Origin of the sequence: Blastococcus capsensis, assembly GCF_030165005.1 — a bacterium.
Taxonomy (GTDB): domain Bacteria; phylum Actinomycetota; class Actinomycetes; order Mycobacteriales; family Geodermatophilaceae; genus Blastococcus; species Blastococcus capsensis.
The window spans coordinates 85463-101641 of sequence record NZ_JASNNW010000018.1 but is presented as its reverse complement, the minus strand read 5'-3'; the positions used below and the strand labels follow the sequence as shown (position 1 = coordinate 101641).

At 73.0% G+C, this 16179-nt stretch carries 17 protein-coding genes and 1 pseudogene; 9 read left to right on the top strand and 9 right to left on the bottom strand.

What is annotated here, in order from left to right; all coding sequences use genetic code 11:
- Nucleotides 1-298 precede the first annotated feature (298 nt).
- On the bottom strand, nt 299-652 hold the full coding sequence (locus QOZ86_RS15525; protein WP_284492885.1) for a hypothetical protein: 354 nt from the start codon (nt 650-652) through the stop codon (nt 299-301).
- Nucleotides 653-830: 178 nt separating this feature from the next.
- Nucleotides 831-1463, bottom strand: coding sequence for an alpha/beta fold hydrolase (locus QOZ86_RS15520; RefSeq protein ID WP_284492884.1), 633 nt, complete (start codon nt 1461-1463; stop codon nt 831-833).
- A 121-nt stretch (nt 1464-1584) separates the two neighbouring features.
- Here QOZ86_RS15520 and QOZ86_RS15515 point away from each other — a divergent pair, with 121 nt between their 5' ends.
- From QOZ86_RS15515 to QOZ86_RS15510, 3 genes and pseudogenes are all read left to right on the top strand, one after another.
- Complete coding sequence (locus QOZ86_RS15515) at nt 1585-3012, top strand: NAD(P)/FAD-dependent oxidoreductase (protein WP_284492883.1); 1428 nt, start codon at nt 1585-1587, stop codon at nt 3010-3012.
- A 123-nt stretch (nt 3013-3135) separates the two neighbouring features.
- Nucleotides 3136-3366: pseudogene (locus QOZ86_RS21255) on the top strand (DUF2254 family protein); the annotation flags it as partial.
- Between the two features lie 13 nt (nt 3367-3379).
- Nucleotides 3380-4183 carry a DUF2254 family protein gene (locus tag QOZ86_RS15510; RefSeq protein ID WP_431521226.1) on the top strand — a complete coding sequence of 268 codons (804 nt, stop codon included), beginning with the start codon at nt 3380-3382 and terminating at the stop codon, nt 4181-4183.
- A gap of 4 nt (nt 4184-4187) precedes the next feature.
- Here QOZ86_RS15510 and QOZ86_RS15505 read toward each other — a convergent pair whose 3' ends face one another.
- Genes QOZ86_RS15505 through QOZ86_RS15490 form a run of 4 tightly spaced genes read right to left on the bottom strand, consistent with a single transcriptional unit; the run spans nt 4188 to nt 8079 of the window.
- Nucleotides 4188-4868: an alpha/beta hydrolase gene (locus QOZ86_RS15505; protein WP_284492881.1), complete on the bottom strand. Its 681-nt coding sequence runs from the start codon at nt 4866-4868 to the stop codon at nt 4188-4190.
- Complete coding sequence (locus QOZ86_RS15500) at nt 4865-6148, bottom strand: erythromycin esterase family protein (protein WP_284492880.1); 1284 nt, start codon at nt 6146-6148, stop codon at nt 4865-4867. Before QOZ86_RS15500 ends, QOZ86_RS15505 begins: the two co-directional genes overlap by 4 nt.
- A gap of 4 nt (nt 6149-6152) precedes the next feature.
- Nucleotides 6153-7259: a carboxylate-amine ligase gene (locus tag QOZ86_RS15495; RefSeq protein ID WP_284492879.1), complete on the bottom strand. Its 1107-nt coding sequence runs from the start codon at nt 7257-7259 to the stop codon at nt 6153-6155.
- Nucleotides 7260-7275: 16 nt separating this feature from the next.
- The gene (locus QOZ86_RS15490; protein WP_284492878.1) at nt 7276-8079 is read right to left on the bottom strand and encodes an SDR family oxidoreductase; all 804 of its coding nucleotides are present in this window, start codon (nt 8077-8079) and stop codon (nt 7276-7278) included.
- A gap of 81 nt (nt 8080-8160) precedes the next feature.
- On the opposite strand from QOZ86_RS15490, the gene QOZ86_RS15485 reads away from it, so the two are divergent.
- Nucleotides 8161-8796 carry a CAP domain-containing protein gene (locus QOZ86_RS15485; protein WP_284492877.1) on the top strand — a complete coding sequence of 212 codons (636 nt, stop codon included), beginning with the start codon at nt 8161-8163 and terminating at the stop codon, nt 8794-8796.
- A 1-nt stretch (nt 8797) separates the two neighbouring features.
- Here QOZ86_RS15485 and QOZ86_RS15480 read toward each other — a convergent pair whose 3' ends face one another.
- Together QOZ86_RS15480 and QOZ86_RS15475 are read right to left on the bottom strand one after the other, a co-directional pair.
- Complete coding sequence (locus tag QOZ86_RS15480; RefSeq protein ID WP_284492876.1) at nt 8798-9745, bottom strand: coiled-coil domain-containing protein; 948 nt, start codon at nt 9743-9745, stop codon at nt 8798-8800.
- A gap of 81 nt (nt 9746-9826) precedes the next feature.
- A complete protein-coding gene (locus QOZ86_RS15475) occupies nt 9827-10306 on the bottom strand; it encodes an ArsI/CadI family heavy metal resistance metalloenzyme (protein WP_284492875.1) in 480 nt (159 codons plus the stop codon).
- Nucleotides 10307-10410: 104 nt separating this feature from the next.
- Here QOZ86_RS15475 and QOZ86_RS15470 point away from each other — a divergent pair, with 104 nt between their 5' ends.
- From QOZ86_RS15470 to QOZ86_RS15455, 4 genes are all read left to right on the top strand, one after another.
- A complete protein-coding gene (locus tag QOZ86_RS15470) occupies nt 10411-10773 on the top strand; it encodes an ArsR/SmtB family transcription factor (protein ID WP_284492874.1) in 363 nt (120 codons plus the stop codon).
- Nucleotides 10774-10846: 73 nt separating this feature from the next.
- Nucleotides 10847-11971: an ACR3 family arsenite efflux transporter gene (gene arsB / locus QOZ86_RS15465; protein ID WP_284492873.1), complete on the top strand. Its 1125-nt coding sequence runs from the start codon at nt 10847-10849 to the stop codon at nt 11969-11971.
- Nucleotides 11968-12384 (top strand): arsenate reductase ArsC, encoded by a 417-nt coding sequence (locus tag QOZ86_RS15460; protein WP_284492872.1) that lies wholly within the window; start codon nt 11968-11970, stop codon nt 12382-12384. Before arsB ends, QOZ86_RS15460 begins: the two co-directional genes overlap by 4 nt.
- A 102-nt stretch (nt 12385-12486) precedes the next feature.
- Nucleotides 12487-12723, top strand: coding sequence for a hypothetical protein (locus QOZ86_RS15455; protein ID WP_284492871.1), 237 nt, complete (start codon nt 12487-12489; stop codon nt 12721-12723).
- A 70-nt stretch (nt 12724-12793) separates the two neighbouring features.
- On the opposite strand, the gene QOZ86_RS15450 is transcribed toward QOZ86_RS15455, so the two are convergent.
- On the bottom strand, nt 12794-14491 hold the full coding sequence (locus QOZ86_RS15450) for a hypothetical protein (RefSeq protein ID WP_284492870.1): 1698 nt from the start codon (nt 14489-14491) through the stop codon (nt 12794-12796).
- A 172-nt stretch (nt 14492-14663) separates the two neighbouring features.
- Here QOZ86_RS15450 and QOZ86_RS15445 point away from each other — a divergent pair, with 172 nt between their 5' ends.
- Nucleotides 14664-16091: an MFS transporter gene (locus tag QOZ86_RS15445; protein ID WP_284492869.1), complete on the top strand. Its 1428-nt coding sequence runs from the start codon at nt 14664-14666 to the stop codon at nt 16089-16091.
- The last annotated feature ends 88 nt before the right edge of the window (nt 16092-16179 follow it).

Below are 16179 nucleotides of genomic sequence, written 5' to 3'. Positions count from 1 at the left end.
AGCCGGCCCGGCGCTTTCGTGAGTGGGCGACAGTCGCCGTGCCCTGGGTACTGCCGCGTCTGCCCTGGCGCGCAGGTGATGACCCGGGCTCGGACACGACAACGCCAGTCGCACCCGCCTGGAGATCTACGGCGGCGGTAGGGCCAACGGAACAGAGCTACCGGCCGCTGAGGAACTGCAGCTTCTGCCGCCCGACCAAGACGACTCTCCGGCGGCAGCTAGCCCGTAGCGGCCCACCAAGGGACAGGCGACCGACTCTTCCCGTCGAGTGCGTCGCGTGAGCCAGGTCTCCGCCCGCTCAGTCCCGGCGGATGTCCGCTTGCTCGGTGCGCGTCAGCGGGATCCGTGGACGACCCGCCACGACGTCAAGGTCAAGCGCCTCGTCCGGGCGGAGGAGAAATCCGGTGAACGACTGGGCGCGCAGGTCAACGCGGGCTCGAAGCGTCTCCCTCCCCCCGTCTTCGAGTTCCACATCGACGGGTGCGCTGGCCTGCCATGCCATGCCGACGCGCACTGTGTGCCGTCCTGCGCCAGCGGTGATGTCGACAGCGCTGTTGCTGCGCAGAGCGGACACCAGGGTTCCGTCTATGAACACCTTCATCCGGCCGACGAGGGGTATGCCGTACTCCCGGTAGACCGTGATGGTGCCCATAGCGATCATCACGTTAGAGCCGATGCGTCGCACACGTGTGTCGGCGTCGTCCGATCGAGGGATCGCCGCACTGCCTGTCCCATAAGCCGCCTTCAGGGCGAGTGCCGGCAGGGGCAGTAGGCCAGCTGTACGGCCGTTGACGGACAACCGAACACTCACAGGCCCTTCGACGCCGAGCTCAGAGCGACCGGACGACAGCGGCCACGTCGCGGGGGTGGGTCTGCACGGTCATGTGCGCCGCGCCCGGCAGCTCGACCAGGCGGCCGTGCGTGGCGGCCGCCGTCACCTGCTGCGCCCAGTCGGCGGGGCACAGCGCGTCGCGCGTACCCCGCACGACGACCACCGGGACCCGGAGCCCGTGCAGCCGGGCGTCGATGCGGTCGGGCGCGGCGGTACGCCACAGCGCCGTCATGGCGCGCGGCCCGGTGCGCAGCCACTGCCGCAGCACCAGCGGCACCTGCCACCACGGCTCGGCGACGGCGGTGCGCAGCCAGCGCCACGCCAGCACGCGGAACCGGCGCATCCGCGGATCCGTCGTCGGGCCGCACAGCACGATGCCGGTGACCCGGGGGTCGATGGCGGCCGCGGCGACGACCTGGCAGCTCTGCGAGTGCCCGACCAGGACGACCGGTCCGGCCGGCAGCGCGGTCATCAGCCGGGCGGCGAGCTCGTCGACCCCCGGCACCGGTTCGGCCGACCCCATGCCGGGGAGCGGGACGACCGTGGCGGAAAGTTCTTCGCGCAACCCGCGCGAGGAACGTTCATCCAGGCCCAGACCGGGCACGAGGACGACGGAGACCGAAGGTGGCACCCCGACGGGTCTACCGGCCCGGCCGGCAAGCCGCGAGCGCACGCCGCACCAGCGGGTGTGTCCTGCTTTTCACAGTCGTCGCGGACGAGCGGGCCGGGCCGAAGTGGAAGGATGAATCATCATGACGACATCACCAGCGCAGGCGCCCGCCCCGTCCGACTCCCCCGGCGGCCGGCCGCGCGTCGTCATCATCGGCTCCGGTTTCGGCGGCCTGTTCGCCGCGCAGGCGCTGAGGAAGGCCCCGGTCGAGGTCACGCTCATCGGCAAGACCGCCCAGCACCTGTTCCAGCCGCTCCTCTACCAGGTGGCCACCGGCATCCTCTCCGAGGGCGAGATCGCGCCGGCCACCCGGGAGATCCTCCGCCGGCAGAAGAACGTCCGCGTGGTGCTCGGCGAGGTCACCGAGATCGACGTGGCCGCCGGCACGGTCACCTCCGAGATCCTCGGCCGGCGCCTGGTGCACCCCTACGACGAGCTGATCGTGGCCGCCGGTGCTGGTCAGTCATACTTCGGCAACGACCAGTTCGCCGAGTTCGCGCCAGGCATGAAGAGCATCGACGACGCCCTCGAGCTGCGCGGCCGCATCTTCGGCGCCTTCGAGCTGGCCGAGATCGCCAAGGACCCGGCCGAGGTCGACCGGCTGCTCACCTTCGTCGTCGTCGGCGCCGGCCCCACCGGGGTGGAGATGGCCGGCCAGATCGCCGAGCTGGCCCGCCGCACCCTGCGCCGGGACTTCCGCAACATCAACCCCACCGGCGCCCGGATCATCCTGCTCGACGCCGCCCCGGCGGTGCTGCCCTCCTTCGGCGAGAAGCTCGGCGAGGCCGCCCGGCGGCAGCTCAACGAGATCGGTGTCGACGTGCAGCTCGGGGCGATGGTCACGGACGTCGACGCCGACGGTCTCGAGGTCAAGGACTCCGACGGCCAGGTCCGCCGCATCCAGGCGGCGACGAAGATCTGGGCTGCCGGGGTGCAGGCCAGCGAGCTCGGCCGGGTCCTGGGTGAGCAGACCGGCGCCGAGGTCGACCGGGCCGGCCGCATCTCGGTGCAGCCGGACCTCACGCTGCCGGGCCACCCGGAGATCCACGTCGTCGGCGACATGATGGCGCTGGGCAAGCTGCCCGGCGTCGCCCAGGTCGCGATCCAGGGCGGGCGCTACGCCGCCGAGGCGATCGAGCGGCGGGCCACCGGCAAGAAGCCGCAGGAGCCGTTCGAGTACTTCGACAAGGGCTCGATGGCCACCATCTCCCGGTTCTCGGCCGTCGCCGACATCTGGAAGTTCAAGTTCAGCGGTTTCATCGCCTGGCTGCTGTGGCTGGTCGTGCACCTGATGTACATCGTCGGCTTCAAGAGCCGCATCACCACGGTGCTGCACTGGGTGGTCAGCTTCCTGGGCCGTGGCCGTTCCGAGCGGGTGGCCACCCAGCAGCAGGTCTACGGCCGGCTGGCGCTGGAGCAGCTCGGGCCGCGGTGGGAGGTCTCCAAGACCGGCGGCCCCAAGGACACCGACCCCGCGGACGAGGACGTCACCAACCGCGATTCGGCCTGACCGACTGCACCCGGGGGAGGGACAAGGCGCGCCGCCGGGTGCATACGCCAGAGGGCACGGGTAGCCGCTGCCCATGGCTCGCCGTCGAGGTCAGGGCAGTGCCGCGCGCTCCCGCGGGCCGCTGTGGTGCTGGCCCGCGGTGGCCGGCGTGGTCGCGGCGGCGGCCTCGTGGGCACTCGGTCAGGTCGAACCCCGGGGGGCCTCCTGGCGGCCCTGTGGCCGGCCGACACGAACGCGGCGAGCACGCTGCTGCAGCTGGTGGCGACCGCGGCGGTCACCATCACCACCCTCACCTTCAGCATCACCATCGTGGCGCTCCAGCTGGCCTCGCAGCAGTTCTCGCCCCGGCTGCTGCGCGACTTCGGCGATCGAGCAGTTCTACCCCGGGTACGACGACCAGCGACCGCGGTCGCCCGACGAGATCGACCTGGACACTGCCGGCGCACGGCCGGTCGCCGCGTCCTGCAGCGGCTTCGTCGAGGTGGTGGACGTCGGGTCGCTGGTCGACGCCGCGCAGGAGCACGACGCCACGGTCCGCGTCGAGGTGCGGCCCGGTGACCAGGTCACCGTCGGCACACCCGTCGCCACGGTGTGGGGCTCCGCCGGCCATGCGGGCCGGCTCGACGACGTGCTCCGGTCGGCGGTGGTGCTGAACAACGAGCGCACGATCGACCAGGATGCCGCCTTCGGCTTCCGCCAGCTGGAGGACATCGCGGTGCGGGCCATGTCCCCGGCCATCAACGACCCGGTCACGGCCTCGACCGCCGTCGGGCACATGGCCGACCTGCTGGTCCGGCTCACCGACCGGCGCCTGGGCCGCACCCTGCACGAGGACGAGGACGGCATCGGTCGCGTGATCGTCCCGGACCGGGACCTGCGCTACTACCTCGACCTCGCCTGCGCACAGCTGACCCGCTTCGGCGGTCAGGAGCCGACCGTGGTGGTGGCGCTCCTGCGGATGCTCAGGGACATGGCGGTGGCCTGCCGGAACGACCAGCAGCGCGCCGAGATCGTCCGGGCCGCCGATCTGGTCGCCGGCGAGCTGTCCCCGGAGTGGAGCCCGACGGACACCGCCGGGGTGCAGGATCACCGCCGGCGCGTGCACGCCGCCCTGGCGGGGCGGACCGTGGAGGCGTTCGCCGACCGCGCCGGTGAGACCCGCTCCATGTGACGGCTCAGGTCGGGTCCAGCCACCAGTCCAGCGCCGCGACCACGCCCTCCGGCCGCACCACGTGCCCGCCGTCGAACTCGTCGTAGCTGACGTCGTAACCGGCGTCGCCGAACGCGGCGGCCAGCCGGCGGCCGCAGCGGTCCACCGGGAGCACGCGGTCGCCGGTGCCGTGCGTGATCCACAGCCGCGGCCGGCCGACCGTGGCCGGCGGGGAGGCGAACCCCGGCGAGAACGCGAGGACACCGTCGAACAGGTCGCCGTTGGCCGGGCCGAGGGACAGCGCGTAGGAGGCGCCGTCGGAGAACCCGCCGATCCCGCAGCCGCTGACCGGTACCCGTTCGGTGACCTGCGCCAGTGCGGCGTCGAGGACGGCGACGTCGCGGCCCAGCCGGCCGGCGAGCAGGTCCCAGGTCGCTGCGCCGGACTGCGGCGCCAGCACCAGCACCCCCCGGTCGGTGACCGTGCGCCCCAGCGCAGCCAGGCTCTGCGCCGGGTTCCCGCCCGCGCCGTGGAAGAACACCAGCAGCGGCCGCGGGACCGGCTCACCCGGCGGGACGGCGAGCAGCACCTCCGCTCCCCCGCCGAGATCCAGGTCGTGGACCCCGGTCGGCAGCGCCGCACCGGTCGGCGTGGCCGTCGGCCGGCTGTCGAGGCGGCCGGACGAGGCGTGCCCCCGCACGGTCACTGCCCGTATGCGTCGACGGGGACGTGTTCGTCGGCGCGCTCGAGATGGAGGGGCTGCAGTGGGGTGGTGTCCTCGAGGTACAGGAACGCGTCGTACCGCTCCCCGAGCACCGTCGGGACGTAGTTGCCCCAGCGCTCGCGCTCCGGCCGGTACACGACGCCGATGGCCCGGTGGTCCAGCCGCCGGTGCAGCCACTCCGGGCGCTCGTCCTGGGGGACGACGAACAGCGCGTCGTCGCCCACGGCCTCGTGGATGTGCGCCTCCACGCTGCCCGCGCGCGCCGGCGGTACCGGCATGCGGGCCATCTGCGCGCCCCACTCCTCCCCCGCGACCACCCCGCCGCGGTACCCGCCGAAGCCGACCAGGACGACGTCCTCGGTGCCGTACCGCTCGCGCAGCAGCTGACCGACGTTGGTCATCCCGGCGTCGGCCATGTCGGTGGCCCGGGCGTCGCCGATGTGGGTGTTGTGCTCCCAGAGGACCGCCTTGGGGCCCGCGTGGTGGAGCAGCCGGTCGAGAGTGTCCACCATGTGCTCGTCGCGGACGTTCCACGACTCCGCCGAGCCGCGGATCATCGCCCGGTAGTACCGCTCGGCATCGACCACGACGGCGGCGTTCTGCTCGGCGGAGAACCGCGCGTCGGCGTCGATACCGGCCTCCGCGCGGCCCCGCTGCTCGCACAGCGAGCGCAGCAGGTCCACCGCCGCCTGCTCGCAGGACGTGGGGGCGAACCGGCTGGCGAACGCGTATTCCGCGCCGTCCTCCCCGAAGGGCTCGAAGCAGGCCAGCGCCCGCTTGGCCTGGTCGACGTGCCCGGGCTCGTGCTCGGTGAGCCAGTCGAGCAGCGCGTGCATCGAGTCCCAGAGGCTGTACACGTCGAGGCCGTAGAAGCCGACGCGGTCGCCCTCGGGCCGGCCGGCGTTGCGGTCGCGCAGCCAGCGGCAGAAGTCGACGACGTCGTCGTTGGCCCACATCCAGGTGGGCCACCGGGAGAACGCGTCCAGGGCGTCTCGCGGGTCCTCGTCGGCTCCAGGCCGCAGCCGCACGCTGCGGTCGACCCGGTAGCAGTCGGGCCAGTCGCCCTCGACGGCGACGACGGTGAACCCCTTCTCCTCGATCAGCCGCCGGGTCAGCGCCGCCCGCCAGGCGTAGTACTCGTGAGTGCCGTGGCTCGCCTCCCCGATCGCCACGACCCGGGCGTCGCCGATCCGCTCGAGCAGCGGGTCGAGGTCGTCCGCCGTCCGCAGCGGCCGGGCCAGGTCCTGGATCTGTTCAGCCATCGAATCAGCCATGGGTGCTGCCTTCCCGGACGATCGCGGCGGCAACCTCCCGCAGGTCACCGGTGCGCTGCCAGACCGCGCGCTGGCGCGCCGCCGAGGTGCCGCGGTCGAACAGCTGCCGCACCAGGCGGCGCACCTCGTCCTCCTCGCCCCGGTCCGCGAGGTCGTCGGCGAGCTCGGCCAGCAGATGCTCGACGGCAGTGCGCGCGTCGACGAGCACCCCGGCGACGGGGTCGAACAGCCGGCCGCCGATGCCGTCGCGTGCGGCCCGCCAGCGGGCGGCGCGCAGCAGCTCGGCGCGGACCGGTGGCACGGGCCCGCCACGCTGCGCGCGGGCGGCGAGCACCCGCACCAGCGACCGGGCCAGCGCGGCGTACAGGACGGCGTCGTCCAGGTCGGTGCACAGGTCGGCCAGCCGGAACTCCAGCGTGGGCAGGTGCGACGACGGCCGCACGTCCCAGTACAGGTGCGAGGCGTCCCCGATGACGCCCGCGGTGACCAGCCCGTCGACGACCTCCCGGTAGCGGGCCGCGGTCCCGAGCGCCTCGGGCATCCCGGTGTGCGGCCAGCGCCCCCACCACAGCGTCCGGTAGCTCTCGTAGCCGGTGTCGGCGCCGTCGTGGAACGGGGAGCTGCCGGTCATCGCCAGCAGCACCGGCAGGTAGGGGCGCACGCGGTCCAGGACGGCGACCGCCGTGTCCAGGTCGGGCACGCCCACGTGCACGTGGCAGCCGCAGATGTCCTGCCGCTGCGCGAGCCCGGCCCACCGCTCGACCATCGCCACATAACGCGGGCCGGGGGTGATGACCTGCTCCCGCCAGCCGGCGGAGGGGTGCGTCGAGGCCGGCAGCAGCGTCACCCCGGCATCGGCGGCCGCGGCTCGCGCCTGCGCCCGGGTCGCCCCGAGCTCGGCACGCAGCTCGGCCATGGTGCGGCAGACGCCCGTCGCCGTCTCCAGCTGGGTGGTGGTGATCTCCGGGTGCACGCGTTCGCCCAGCTCGTGCCGCAGCGCGGCGCCGACCAGCCCGGGACTCGGGGTGAGGTCGAAGGTCTCCGGGTCGACGAGGTGGAACTCCTCCTCCACGCCGAACGTGGACCCGATGTCGGTCACGGCCGCACCGCCGGGCTCATCCGCGGCGCCAGTCGTCGCTGTCCAGGTGCGAGCCGGCCATCGGACCCATCTGCAGCATGCCGCCGTCGACCGCCCAGGACGCCCCGGTGACGTAGCCCGCCCCGGGCGAGGCGAGGAAGGCGACGACGGCGGCGACCTCGCGGGCATCCCCCGGCCGGCGGAGCGGGACACCGGGTCGCTCGTGGCCGGCCGCGGTGGGGTCCTCGTCCTCCTGGCCGGTCATCGGGGTCGCGATCTCGCCCGGAGCCACCGAGTTGACGGTGATGCCGTGCTCGGCCAGTTCCAGCGCGGCTACCTTGGTGAGCAGGCCGAGCCCGCCCTTGGCCGCGCAGTAGCCGGCGGCGCCGACGCGCGGCGCGTGCTCGTGCACGCTGGTGATGTTCACGATCCGGCCACCGTTCCCCGCGGCGACCATGCGGCGGGCCGCGCGCTGCAGGCAGAGGAGCGCCCCGTCGAGGTCGGTGGTCAGGACCTCGCGCCAGGTGGCGAAGTCCAGGTCGAGCAGCGGGGTCAGGTGCCCGGTGCCGGCGTCGTTGACCAGGACGTCGACCCCGCCGAGTGCGTCGGCCAGCTCGTCGACGACCTCCGCGGCCTCGGGGAGGCCGGTCAGGTCCAGGTGGCGCACCTCGGCGCGCCGGCCGAGGGCCCGCACCTCCTCGGCGGTGGCCTCACCGGCGTCGTGATCGCGGTACCAGGTGATGCCGATGTCGCAGCCCTGCTCGGCCAGGGCGACGGCGGTCGCCCGGCCGATGCCCGACTCGGAGCCGGTGACGATCGCGATCCGCGAAGTGCCCGCCATGACGCCACGCTAGGTCTGCTGGGCGGTCCCCGCAGCTTCGCGACGTGTCGGCTGCCCGGCCCGAACGGGTACGGGACCGTCATGACCACCCATCGACATGCCCGGCACCGCACGCTCCTGGGGGTGCTCTACGCCCTGGCCCTGACCACGACGGGCTGCGTGGTCGTGGACACCACCGACGGCTCGATCGGCGCGGCCACGGGGCCGGCCCCCCAGACCCCTCCCGCGGCGGGCAGCGAGGCGGCACCCGAGGAGAGGATGGCCCGCGAGATCTTCGACCGGGTGAACGACGAGCGCCGGGAGCGAGGGATCGAGCCGGTCGAGTGGAACGAGGAACTCGCCGGCGTCGCCCGCGACTGGAGCGCCGCCATGGCCGAGCGCGGCGTGCTCGAGCACCAGGACGTGCAGGAGGTGCTCTCCCGCGACGCGCTGTCCGGCTTCGCCGGCATGGGCGAGAACATCTTCACCGCCTCGGGCCCGGTGCCGGCCGGCTTCGCGCACGTGGGCTGGATGCGGTCGGACGGTCACCGGGTGAACGTGCTGAACCCGGGCTGGAACCGGCTCGGGGTGGGGATCTACTGCGCGCCGGACGGGTCGGTGTGGGCGGCGCAGGAGTTCGGCCGGACGGTGGACGCCGACCGCCCCGAGGTGAGCCGGGAGACCCCGCCGGTCGAGCCGATCGCCCGGCCGCAGGAAGACGGCCCGTCGTGCGCCTGAGTCAGTCGCCGGCGGCGAGCTCCGCCACGCGCGCCACGGCGGCGGCGTGGGCTGTTGCCGCGTCCGCGGCCTCCCGCTCGGCCGCCGTCCGGCGCCGCTCCTCGCGCTTGAGCGCCGCCGCCACGTCGCCGGCCTCCCGCTCGGCCTCGGCCAGCTGGTCGGCCAGCTCCTCGACACGTACCTGCAGCTCCGCCCGGCGGGCGGCCAGCTGCTCCGAGGCGCGCCGGTGCTCCTCGAGCGCGACCTGCGCCTCCTCCGCCACCGCCCTCGTCTCGTCGGCCGCCTGCTGCGCCGCCGCCAGCTCGCGGCGGCGTTTCTCCTCGGCGACCCGTCGGCGCTCCTCCTGCTCGCGGCGACGACGGTCGGCCGCCGCTTCCGGATCCGGCCCCTTCCGGACCGCGGGCTCCGACGGCGCCCGGGCGGGTCTCGCGGCCGGCTCGGCCGGCGGGACGAGACGGAGCTCCGGGCGGGCGGTTACCCCGCCCAGCCCGCTGTAGGACATCGCCGAGGTGAGCCGGCCGCCGAGCAGCGCCTCTCCCGCCGCCGGGTCGCTCATCGCGGCACGCAGCGTCTCCTCCACCTGCCCGGCGATGGCCGTGCTCACCGCGTGCCCGCGAACGCGTGCGAGCGCGGCGGCCTGCCGGGTGAGGGCGGTGAGCAGCTGGGCCCGCTGCCGGTTCAACGCCTTGAGCGCGTCGCCGGCCAGGTTCTGCTGGGCATCGCGCAGCAGGTCCCCGAGCTCGACCAGGCCCTCGATCTCCGCGCGGTGGGCGCGCACCAGCAGGTTGCACACCCAGGCGGCGGTGGACGGCTTGGGCAGCGCGCCGATCGCCTTGGCCAGCGCCCTGTCCCCCGCCGCCTTCGCCTCGTCCTGCCGGGCGGCGCGGACGGCGACGAACTCCTCGGGCGGGACCTCGTACAGCTCGCCGGCCACCTCGTCGAGATCCATCCCGCACCTCCGCGACTGCGACGAACTCGGGGTGATCAGTGGCTGATCACCCCGAGTTCGTAGCACTCGCGCTGAGGCGGTTCAGCAGCAGACGCCGACGCGCGCGTCAGTGCCGGACCCCTCCGGCGTGCAGCACGCGCCGTCCCCGGCGACGGCGGAGAGTTCGGCCGCCGTCTCGCCCTCGAGGTCGGGGCGGGCGTCACCGGTGACGGTGTACACCTCCCACGGCTCACCGCCCGGGCCGGAGACCCACACCTTGTCCTGGACGGCGTAGCAGCAGGTGGTGCCGTCCTCGACGCGCGTCGCCAGCCCGGCATCGGTCAGCCGGCCGGTCGCGGCGGTGACCTCGTCGGTGGAGCCGACCTCGACGCCCAGGTGGTCCATGCGGGTGGGTTCGCCGGCTGTGCCCTCCAGCAGCACCAGCTTCAGCGGCGGCTCGGCGATGGCGAAGTTGGCGTAGCCGGGACGCCGCTTGGCCGGCGGGGTGTCGAACAGCCGGGAGTAGAAGTCGACGGCGGCATCGAGGTCGGCGACGCGGAGCGCGAGCTGGACACGGGACACGGGATCCTCCTGAGGGCAGACATCGACGGTTGTCGATGCCTTCGGACCGTTCCACTAGGCATAGATGCTTGTCAATACGATGCCCGTCGTTATGATCGGCGGCGATGTCCACGAACGAGGAGACGACGATGAGCGAGCCCGGCCTGGCGTGCTGCACGCCGCTGTCCGGCACGGCGATGTCCGCCGAGCAGGCCGAGCAGGTGGCCCCACTGCTCAAGGCGCTGGCCGACCCGGTGCGGCTGCGCCTGGTCAGCCTGATCGCCTCGAGCGCGAGCGGTGAGGCCTGCGTCTGCGACCTGAACGACGCCTTCGACCTGACCCAGGCCACGATCAGCCACCACCTCAAGGTGCTGCACTCGGCCGGGCTGCTGGACCGGGAGAAGCGCGGGGTGTGGGTCTACTACGCCCTCCGCCCGGCCGCGCTCAGCGCTGTCGCCAACCTCTTCGGCACGGCGGTGCCGGCGTGAGCGAGCTTGCGAGCTCACGCATGGGCACAGCAGCGCCGCGAACGCGGCCGACGAGCGCCAGCGAGGAGGACTCGTGAGCGACGCCGTCCGCGAGACCGCGCGCGCGGGCGTCCCGGCCGACGCCCCCGTGCTGCAGAAGCTCTCGACGCTCGACCGGTTCCTCCCGGTCTGGATCATCGCCGCCATGGCGCTCGGCCTGGCCCTGGGCCGCTGGATCCCCGGCCTGGACGACGCGCTGGGAGCGGTCGAGGTCGGCGGCATCAGCCTGCCTATCGCCATCGGGCTGCTGCTGATGATGTACCCGGTGCTGGCCAAGGTGCGGTACTCCGAGCTCGACCGGGTGACCGGCGACCGGAAGCTGCTCGCTGCCAGCCTGGTGCTCAACTGGCTGGTCGGCCCCGCGCTGATGTTCGCCCTGGCCTGGTTGCTGCTGCCCGACCTGCCCGAGTACCGCACCGGCCTGGTCATCGTGGGGCTGGCCCGCTGCATCGCGATGGTGCTGATCTGGAACGACCTCTCCTGCGGCGACCGGGAGGCCGCCGCCGTCCTCGTGGCGATCAACTCGGTGTTCCAGATCGCCGCCTTCGCCGCCCTGGGCTGGTTCTACCTGCAGGTGCTGCCCGGCTGGCTGGGTCTGTCTACGACGTCGGCGGAGTTCAGCGTCTGGGCGATCGTGGCCTCGGTGCTGGTGTTCCTCGGCATCCCGCTGCTGGCGGGCTTCCTCACCCGCACGCTGGGCGAGCGCCGCAACGGCCGCGCCTGGTACGAGCAGCGGTTCCTCCCCCGCATCGGCCCCATCGCCCTCTACGGGCTGCTGTTCACCATCGTCATGCTCTTCGCGCTGCAGGGTGCGGCGATCACCTCTCAGCCGTGGGACGTCGCCCGGATCGCACTGCCGCTGCTGGCCTACTTCGCGCTGATGTTCGGCAGTTCCTTCCTGCTCGGCATGCGACTCGGTCTCGGTTACGCCAAGACGGCGACGCTGGCCTTCACCGCGGCCGGCAACAACTTCGAACTCGCCATCGCCGTCGCCATCGGGACCTTCGGCGTCACCAGCGGACAGGCCCTGGCCGGCGTCGTCGGGCCGCTGATCGAGGTGCCCGTGCTGGTCGCCCTGGTCTACGTCTCGCTGTGGGCCGCGCGCCGCTGGTTCCCCGGCGATCCCACCGTCCCCGCCACGATCCGGAGCGCCCGATGAACCCGTCCGTCCTGTTCGTCTGCGTGCACAACGCCGGCCGCTCGCAGATGGCCGCCGGCTGGCTGCGGCACCTGGCGGGCGACGCCGTCGAGGTGCGCTCGGCCGGGTCACTACCCGGCGACCGGGTGAACCCGGCCGCGGTGGAGGTCATGGCCGAGGTGGGCATCGACATCTCCGACCAGCGGCCGAAGGTGCTCACGACCGACGCCGTCGAGAGCTCCGACGTGGTCATCACCATGGGCTGCGGTGACGCGTGCCCCGTCTTCCCCGGCAAGCGCTACCTGGACTGGGCGCTGGACGACCCGGCCGGCAAGGGCGTCGAGTCGGTCCGGCCGATCCGCGACGAGATCGAGCGGCGCATCCGCGGGCTGTTGACCGAGCTCGTCCCGCCGACGAAGCCCTCTAGCGGGTGACTGAGAGCGCCGTCACGCGATGGCAGTGAAGCTGCTCTCATCCGTTCCCTAGAACGCTCCGAGACCGTGGAGCCGGCCGCCCGGCGCGGTATTACTGAAGACATGCCTGCTCGGACCGCGCCGCACGGCTCTGTCGCCCGCAACAGCCTCGGGGACCGAGTCCTCGTCACCGCCGTGATCGCGGTGACCCTGGGCGTTCTTCCTGTCGCCTGGGATGCGCCGGTGGTCTGGCAGGTGCTCGGCCCGCTCGTCGCTCTCGTGTACGTGGTGCGCACCGCGCTGGTCGTGTGGCAGGAGATCTTCAGCACCGACCCCAGGCACCTGCGCGCCCGCCCCTAGCCGGACGACGGACAGCAGCCCCGGACCGCCGTCGCGATCCGGGGCTGCTGCGCCTCCTGAGCCAGGCCGGTCAGCCGAAGATGAGCACCCCGGCCACCGTGGCCACCGCCAGCCCGGCGATGACCGGGATGAACAACCGCCGGGCCAACTCCACCGCCGGCACCCGGACGAAGCCGGCCACCGCGAGCAAGGACGACCAGGCGACGAGCGTGCCACCGCCGGACCAGATGTTGCCCATCTGGCCGATCGCCGCGAGCGTCGGGCTGCTGACCCCGGAGCCCTCCGCCAGCGAGCCGGCCAGCGAGCCGGTGAGGGGCAGGCCCGAGAAGCCGGACCCGTCGAGGCCCGCCACGATGCCGACGACCATGATCCCGAAAGCGGTGATCAGGGCGTTGGCAGGCAACTGCTCCTGTCCCGCGACGACCAGGTCGAAGAGCAGGTTGGGGGCCGTCACACCCTCCGGGACGGAGAGGATCGTCGCGGCGAACTCGCCGTTGCCGATGAAGAAGAACCCGGCGATCGGCAGAACCACACCCATCGCCTTGAAGGCGAACACCAGGCCGTCGATGATGTGGTCGGCCGCCGTCTCCAGGAACGTGGGGCCGCTGCGGGCGAAGGCAGCTCCGAACATGACCAGGAGCGCGATGCCGCCGACGAGCGCCGCGGCGTCACCGCCCGCCAGGTCCGGGACGGTCTCCGAGACGCTCGCCACGACCAGGTACACGATCAGCGCAAGGTAGGCCAGCGGCACCAGCACCGCGAAGGCCTTGGAGGCGAGCGGCTTCTCCACCGGCGTGATCGTGTGCTGCTCCGCTGGGACGATCCCGCCGGCCGGCGTACCGATCAGCGCGCGGCCCTTGCCGAGCCGCGTGGCGATCGCCTCGGCATCCTCGCGCGACCGCCCCGCCGGCCCGCTCCCGACACCGACCAGCTCGCGCTGCCCCTCCACGGAGGGACCCCCGCCGCCGGTTCCGTCGATCGGCAGGTCGTCGCCGGATCCCCCGGCTGCCGACGCCCCCGCCGAGCGGGGCGGCCCACCGAGGTGCGCGGCCTCCTGCCGGGCCTCGGCGTCGGCGCTCCCGGTCCGGCGGTCGGCGCTGCCCTCCCACTCCGCCAGCAGGTCGTCCGATGGCCGGCGCATCTTGCGGAACTCCATAGCGTAGCCGATCGCCAGCGCGACGCCACCGACGATCCACGAGAGCACGAGGGCCCGGTCGGCCACGACCGAGGCGTCGACACCCGCGGTCGTCGCCGACAGCTGGGGCGCGACCCCGATGATGTAGTCCGAGGACAGGGCCATCCCCTGACCGGCGACCGCGATCGTGAAGCCGACGGCGAGCGGTCGGAGCCCGGCACGGATCGCCACCGGAACCAGCACCGCACCCACCAGCGGCACCGCCGGCGTGGGCCAGAAGAACAGCGAGATGAAGTAGGTGACGATCACCAACGTCCACCAGGACAGGTGGGCGTTCCGCATGACCTTCCGGAACGGCGCCACCATCCGCTTGTCCGACCCGAGGCCCTCCAAAGACCTGAGCATCGCGGTGACCATGGCGATGATCAGGAAGATGTTGAACAGGCTGGTCGCGGCCACGAGGCTGGCGTTGAAGACCGACGAGAGCCCGGTGGCGAGGTTGCCGGACCACACCAGCGCGGTGAGGAACGTGGCCACGACAGCGGGAACCACGATGTTCTTGCGCATGATCATCGTGGCGAGGATGACGACCACCCCGGCCAGGAAGACCCAGTGCGCTGCTGTGAGTTGCATCGATGCCCCTACGTGTGAGCCCAACGTGATGGACGCAAAAGGTCTCGGACCGGCGGGGGTGAGTCCATGAACGAAGTGCACACTCGGCCCTCTTCCGAATGTGCATCGTGCCGTAGGAACGTTCGCTGAGGGTTGGCACGCTGTCCCGCACATGGCAACCGGGAGGACGACTGTGGCGGGCACGTCGATCGACCGGGCGACGTCCGCACAGCCGTCCGAGAGCTCGGAGCCCCTCGCTGCACCACCCGGCGCCTGGCTCCTGGCCGCCCTCCTCGGGGCCACCTTCCTCGGGACCGTCAGCAACAACATCGTCAACGTCCCCCTGCGGCAGATCACCGACGACTTCGCCGCACCGGTCGCGCAGGGGGTCCTGGTCGCGGCGGCCTCCGTGCTCGTCCTGGCCGTCGCCATGCCGGTCACCGGTTGGATCACCGACCGGTTCGGGCGGCGCCGCACCCTGGTGGTCGCCCTCGTCGTCCTCCTGGCCGGCACGGTGGGTTCCGCCGTCTCACCGACCCTGGACCTGCTGGTGGCCGGGCGGGCGGTGCAGGGACTGGGCTGCGCCCTCGTGCCGACCGCGGTCATGGGCACCCTGGCGCGGCGGTGGCCGGCGCACCGGCGCAACCGGGTCATGGGGGCGTGGGGCGCGGCCAACGGGATCGGCCAGGCCGTCGGCCCGCCGATCGGTGGCCTTCTGGCGGACGCCCTCGGGTGGCGGTCGATCTTCTGGCTGCTGGTGCCGGTAACCGTGGCCGTACTGCTCCTGACGATCTGGCGCATGCCCCGCGACCAACCTCAGCCCGCGCCGATCGATCTCCCCGGAGTCGCCTCCCTGACCCTCGGGGTGGCTGCGCTCATGGCGGCGATCACCCTCGCCCCTCAGGTCGGCGTGCCTCCGTGGGCGGCGCCGCTCGGCGTGCTCGTCGGGGTGGTCGCGCTGACCGTGTTCGTCGTCTCGGGGCTCCGCCGGCCGAAGGCCTTCATCGACCCGCGGCTGCTGATCGAGATCCGCTGGTTGCGCAGCGCGGTCGGCGTCTTCGTCCAGCAGGTGACGCTCTTCTCGGTGCTCGTCGCCGTACCCCTGCACCTCACCGGTGTCGTCCAGCTGTCGGGGACGGCGACCGGTCTGCTGGTCTTCCTGCTCCCCGCCGTCTGGGCCACGTCGGCCCCCCTGGTGGGGCTGCTCGCCGATCGGATCGGGCCACGGTCGGTGCTCCGCACCGGGCTCGGCGTCCTGTTCACCGTGGACGTCGGCCTCGGCGTCCTGCTCGGATCCCGCTCCACGGCGGTCGGCGCGGTCGCGGTGCTGCTCGTGGTCGCCGGCCTCGGTGTCGCGCTCGTCCAGACGCCGTCGCTGACCGGGGCGACCCGCTCACCGGCCGGGCAGAAGGGCGCCGGACTGGGCCTGTTCAACATGATGCGGTTCATCGGCGCATCGGTCGGTGCCGCCGGGGTGGCCGCGACCTTCCCCGAGCACCTCGCCTGGCTCTTCGGCGGCTGCGCCGCTGTGGCGGTGCTGGGCCTGGCACTGAGCTTCGCCGGGCGGGAGATGCTCGACGCTCCGGCCGCCGCTGCGCCACCGGAGCTGCGGGCCGACTGACCGCACCACCGGCCGGGGCGGTGGCGGGCCGGAAGGCCCCGATGTCTGGGCAGGGTGCACAACCAGCGAGGTCAAGGCTGAGCACAGT

Coding starts and splice junctions, on each gene's coding strand:
- QOZ86_RS15525 (WP_284492885.1), bottom strand. CDS start 652: ATGGGCACCATCACGGTCTACCGGGAGTACGGCATACCCCTCGTCGGC.
- QOZ86_RS15515 (WP_284492883.1), top strand. CDS start 1,585: ATGACGACATCACCAGCGCAGGCGCCCGCCCCGTCCGACTCCCCCGGC.
- QOZ86_RS15500 (WP_284492880.1), bottom strand. CDS start 6,148: ATGGCTGAACAGATCCAGGACCTGGCCCGGCCGCTGCGGACGGCGGAC.
- QOZ86_RS15490 (WP_284492878.1), bottom strand. CDS start 8,079: ATGGCGGGCACTTCGCGGATCGCGATCGTCACCGGCTCCGAGTCGGGC.
- QOZ86_RS15485 (WP_284492877.1), top strand. CDS start 8,161: ATGACCACCCATCGACATGCCCGGCACCGCACGCTCCTGGGGGTGCTC.
- QOZ86_RS15480 (WP_284492876.1), bottom strand. CDS start 9,745: ATGGATCTCGACGAGGTGGCCGGCGAGCTGTACGAGGTCCCGCCCGAG.
- QOZ86_RS15470 (WP_284492874.1), top strand. CDS start 10,411: ATGTCCACGAACGAGGAGACGACGATGAGCGAGCCCGGCCTGGCGTGC.
- QOZ86_RS15460 (WP_284492872.1), top strand. CDS start 11,968: ATGAACCCGTCCGTCCTGTTCGTCTGCGTGCACAACGCCGGCCGCTCG.
- QOZ86_RS15455 (WP_284492871.1), top strand. CDS start 12,487: ATGCCTGCTCGGACCGCGCCGCACGGCTCTGTCGCCCGCAACAGCCTC.
- QOZ86_RS15450 (WP_284492870.1), bottom strand. CDS start 14,491: ATGCAACTCACAGCAGCGCACTGGGTCTTCCTGGCCGGGGTGGTCGTC.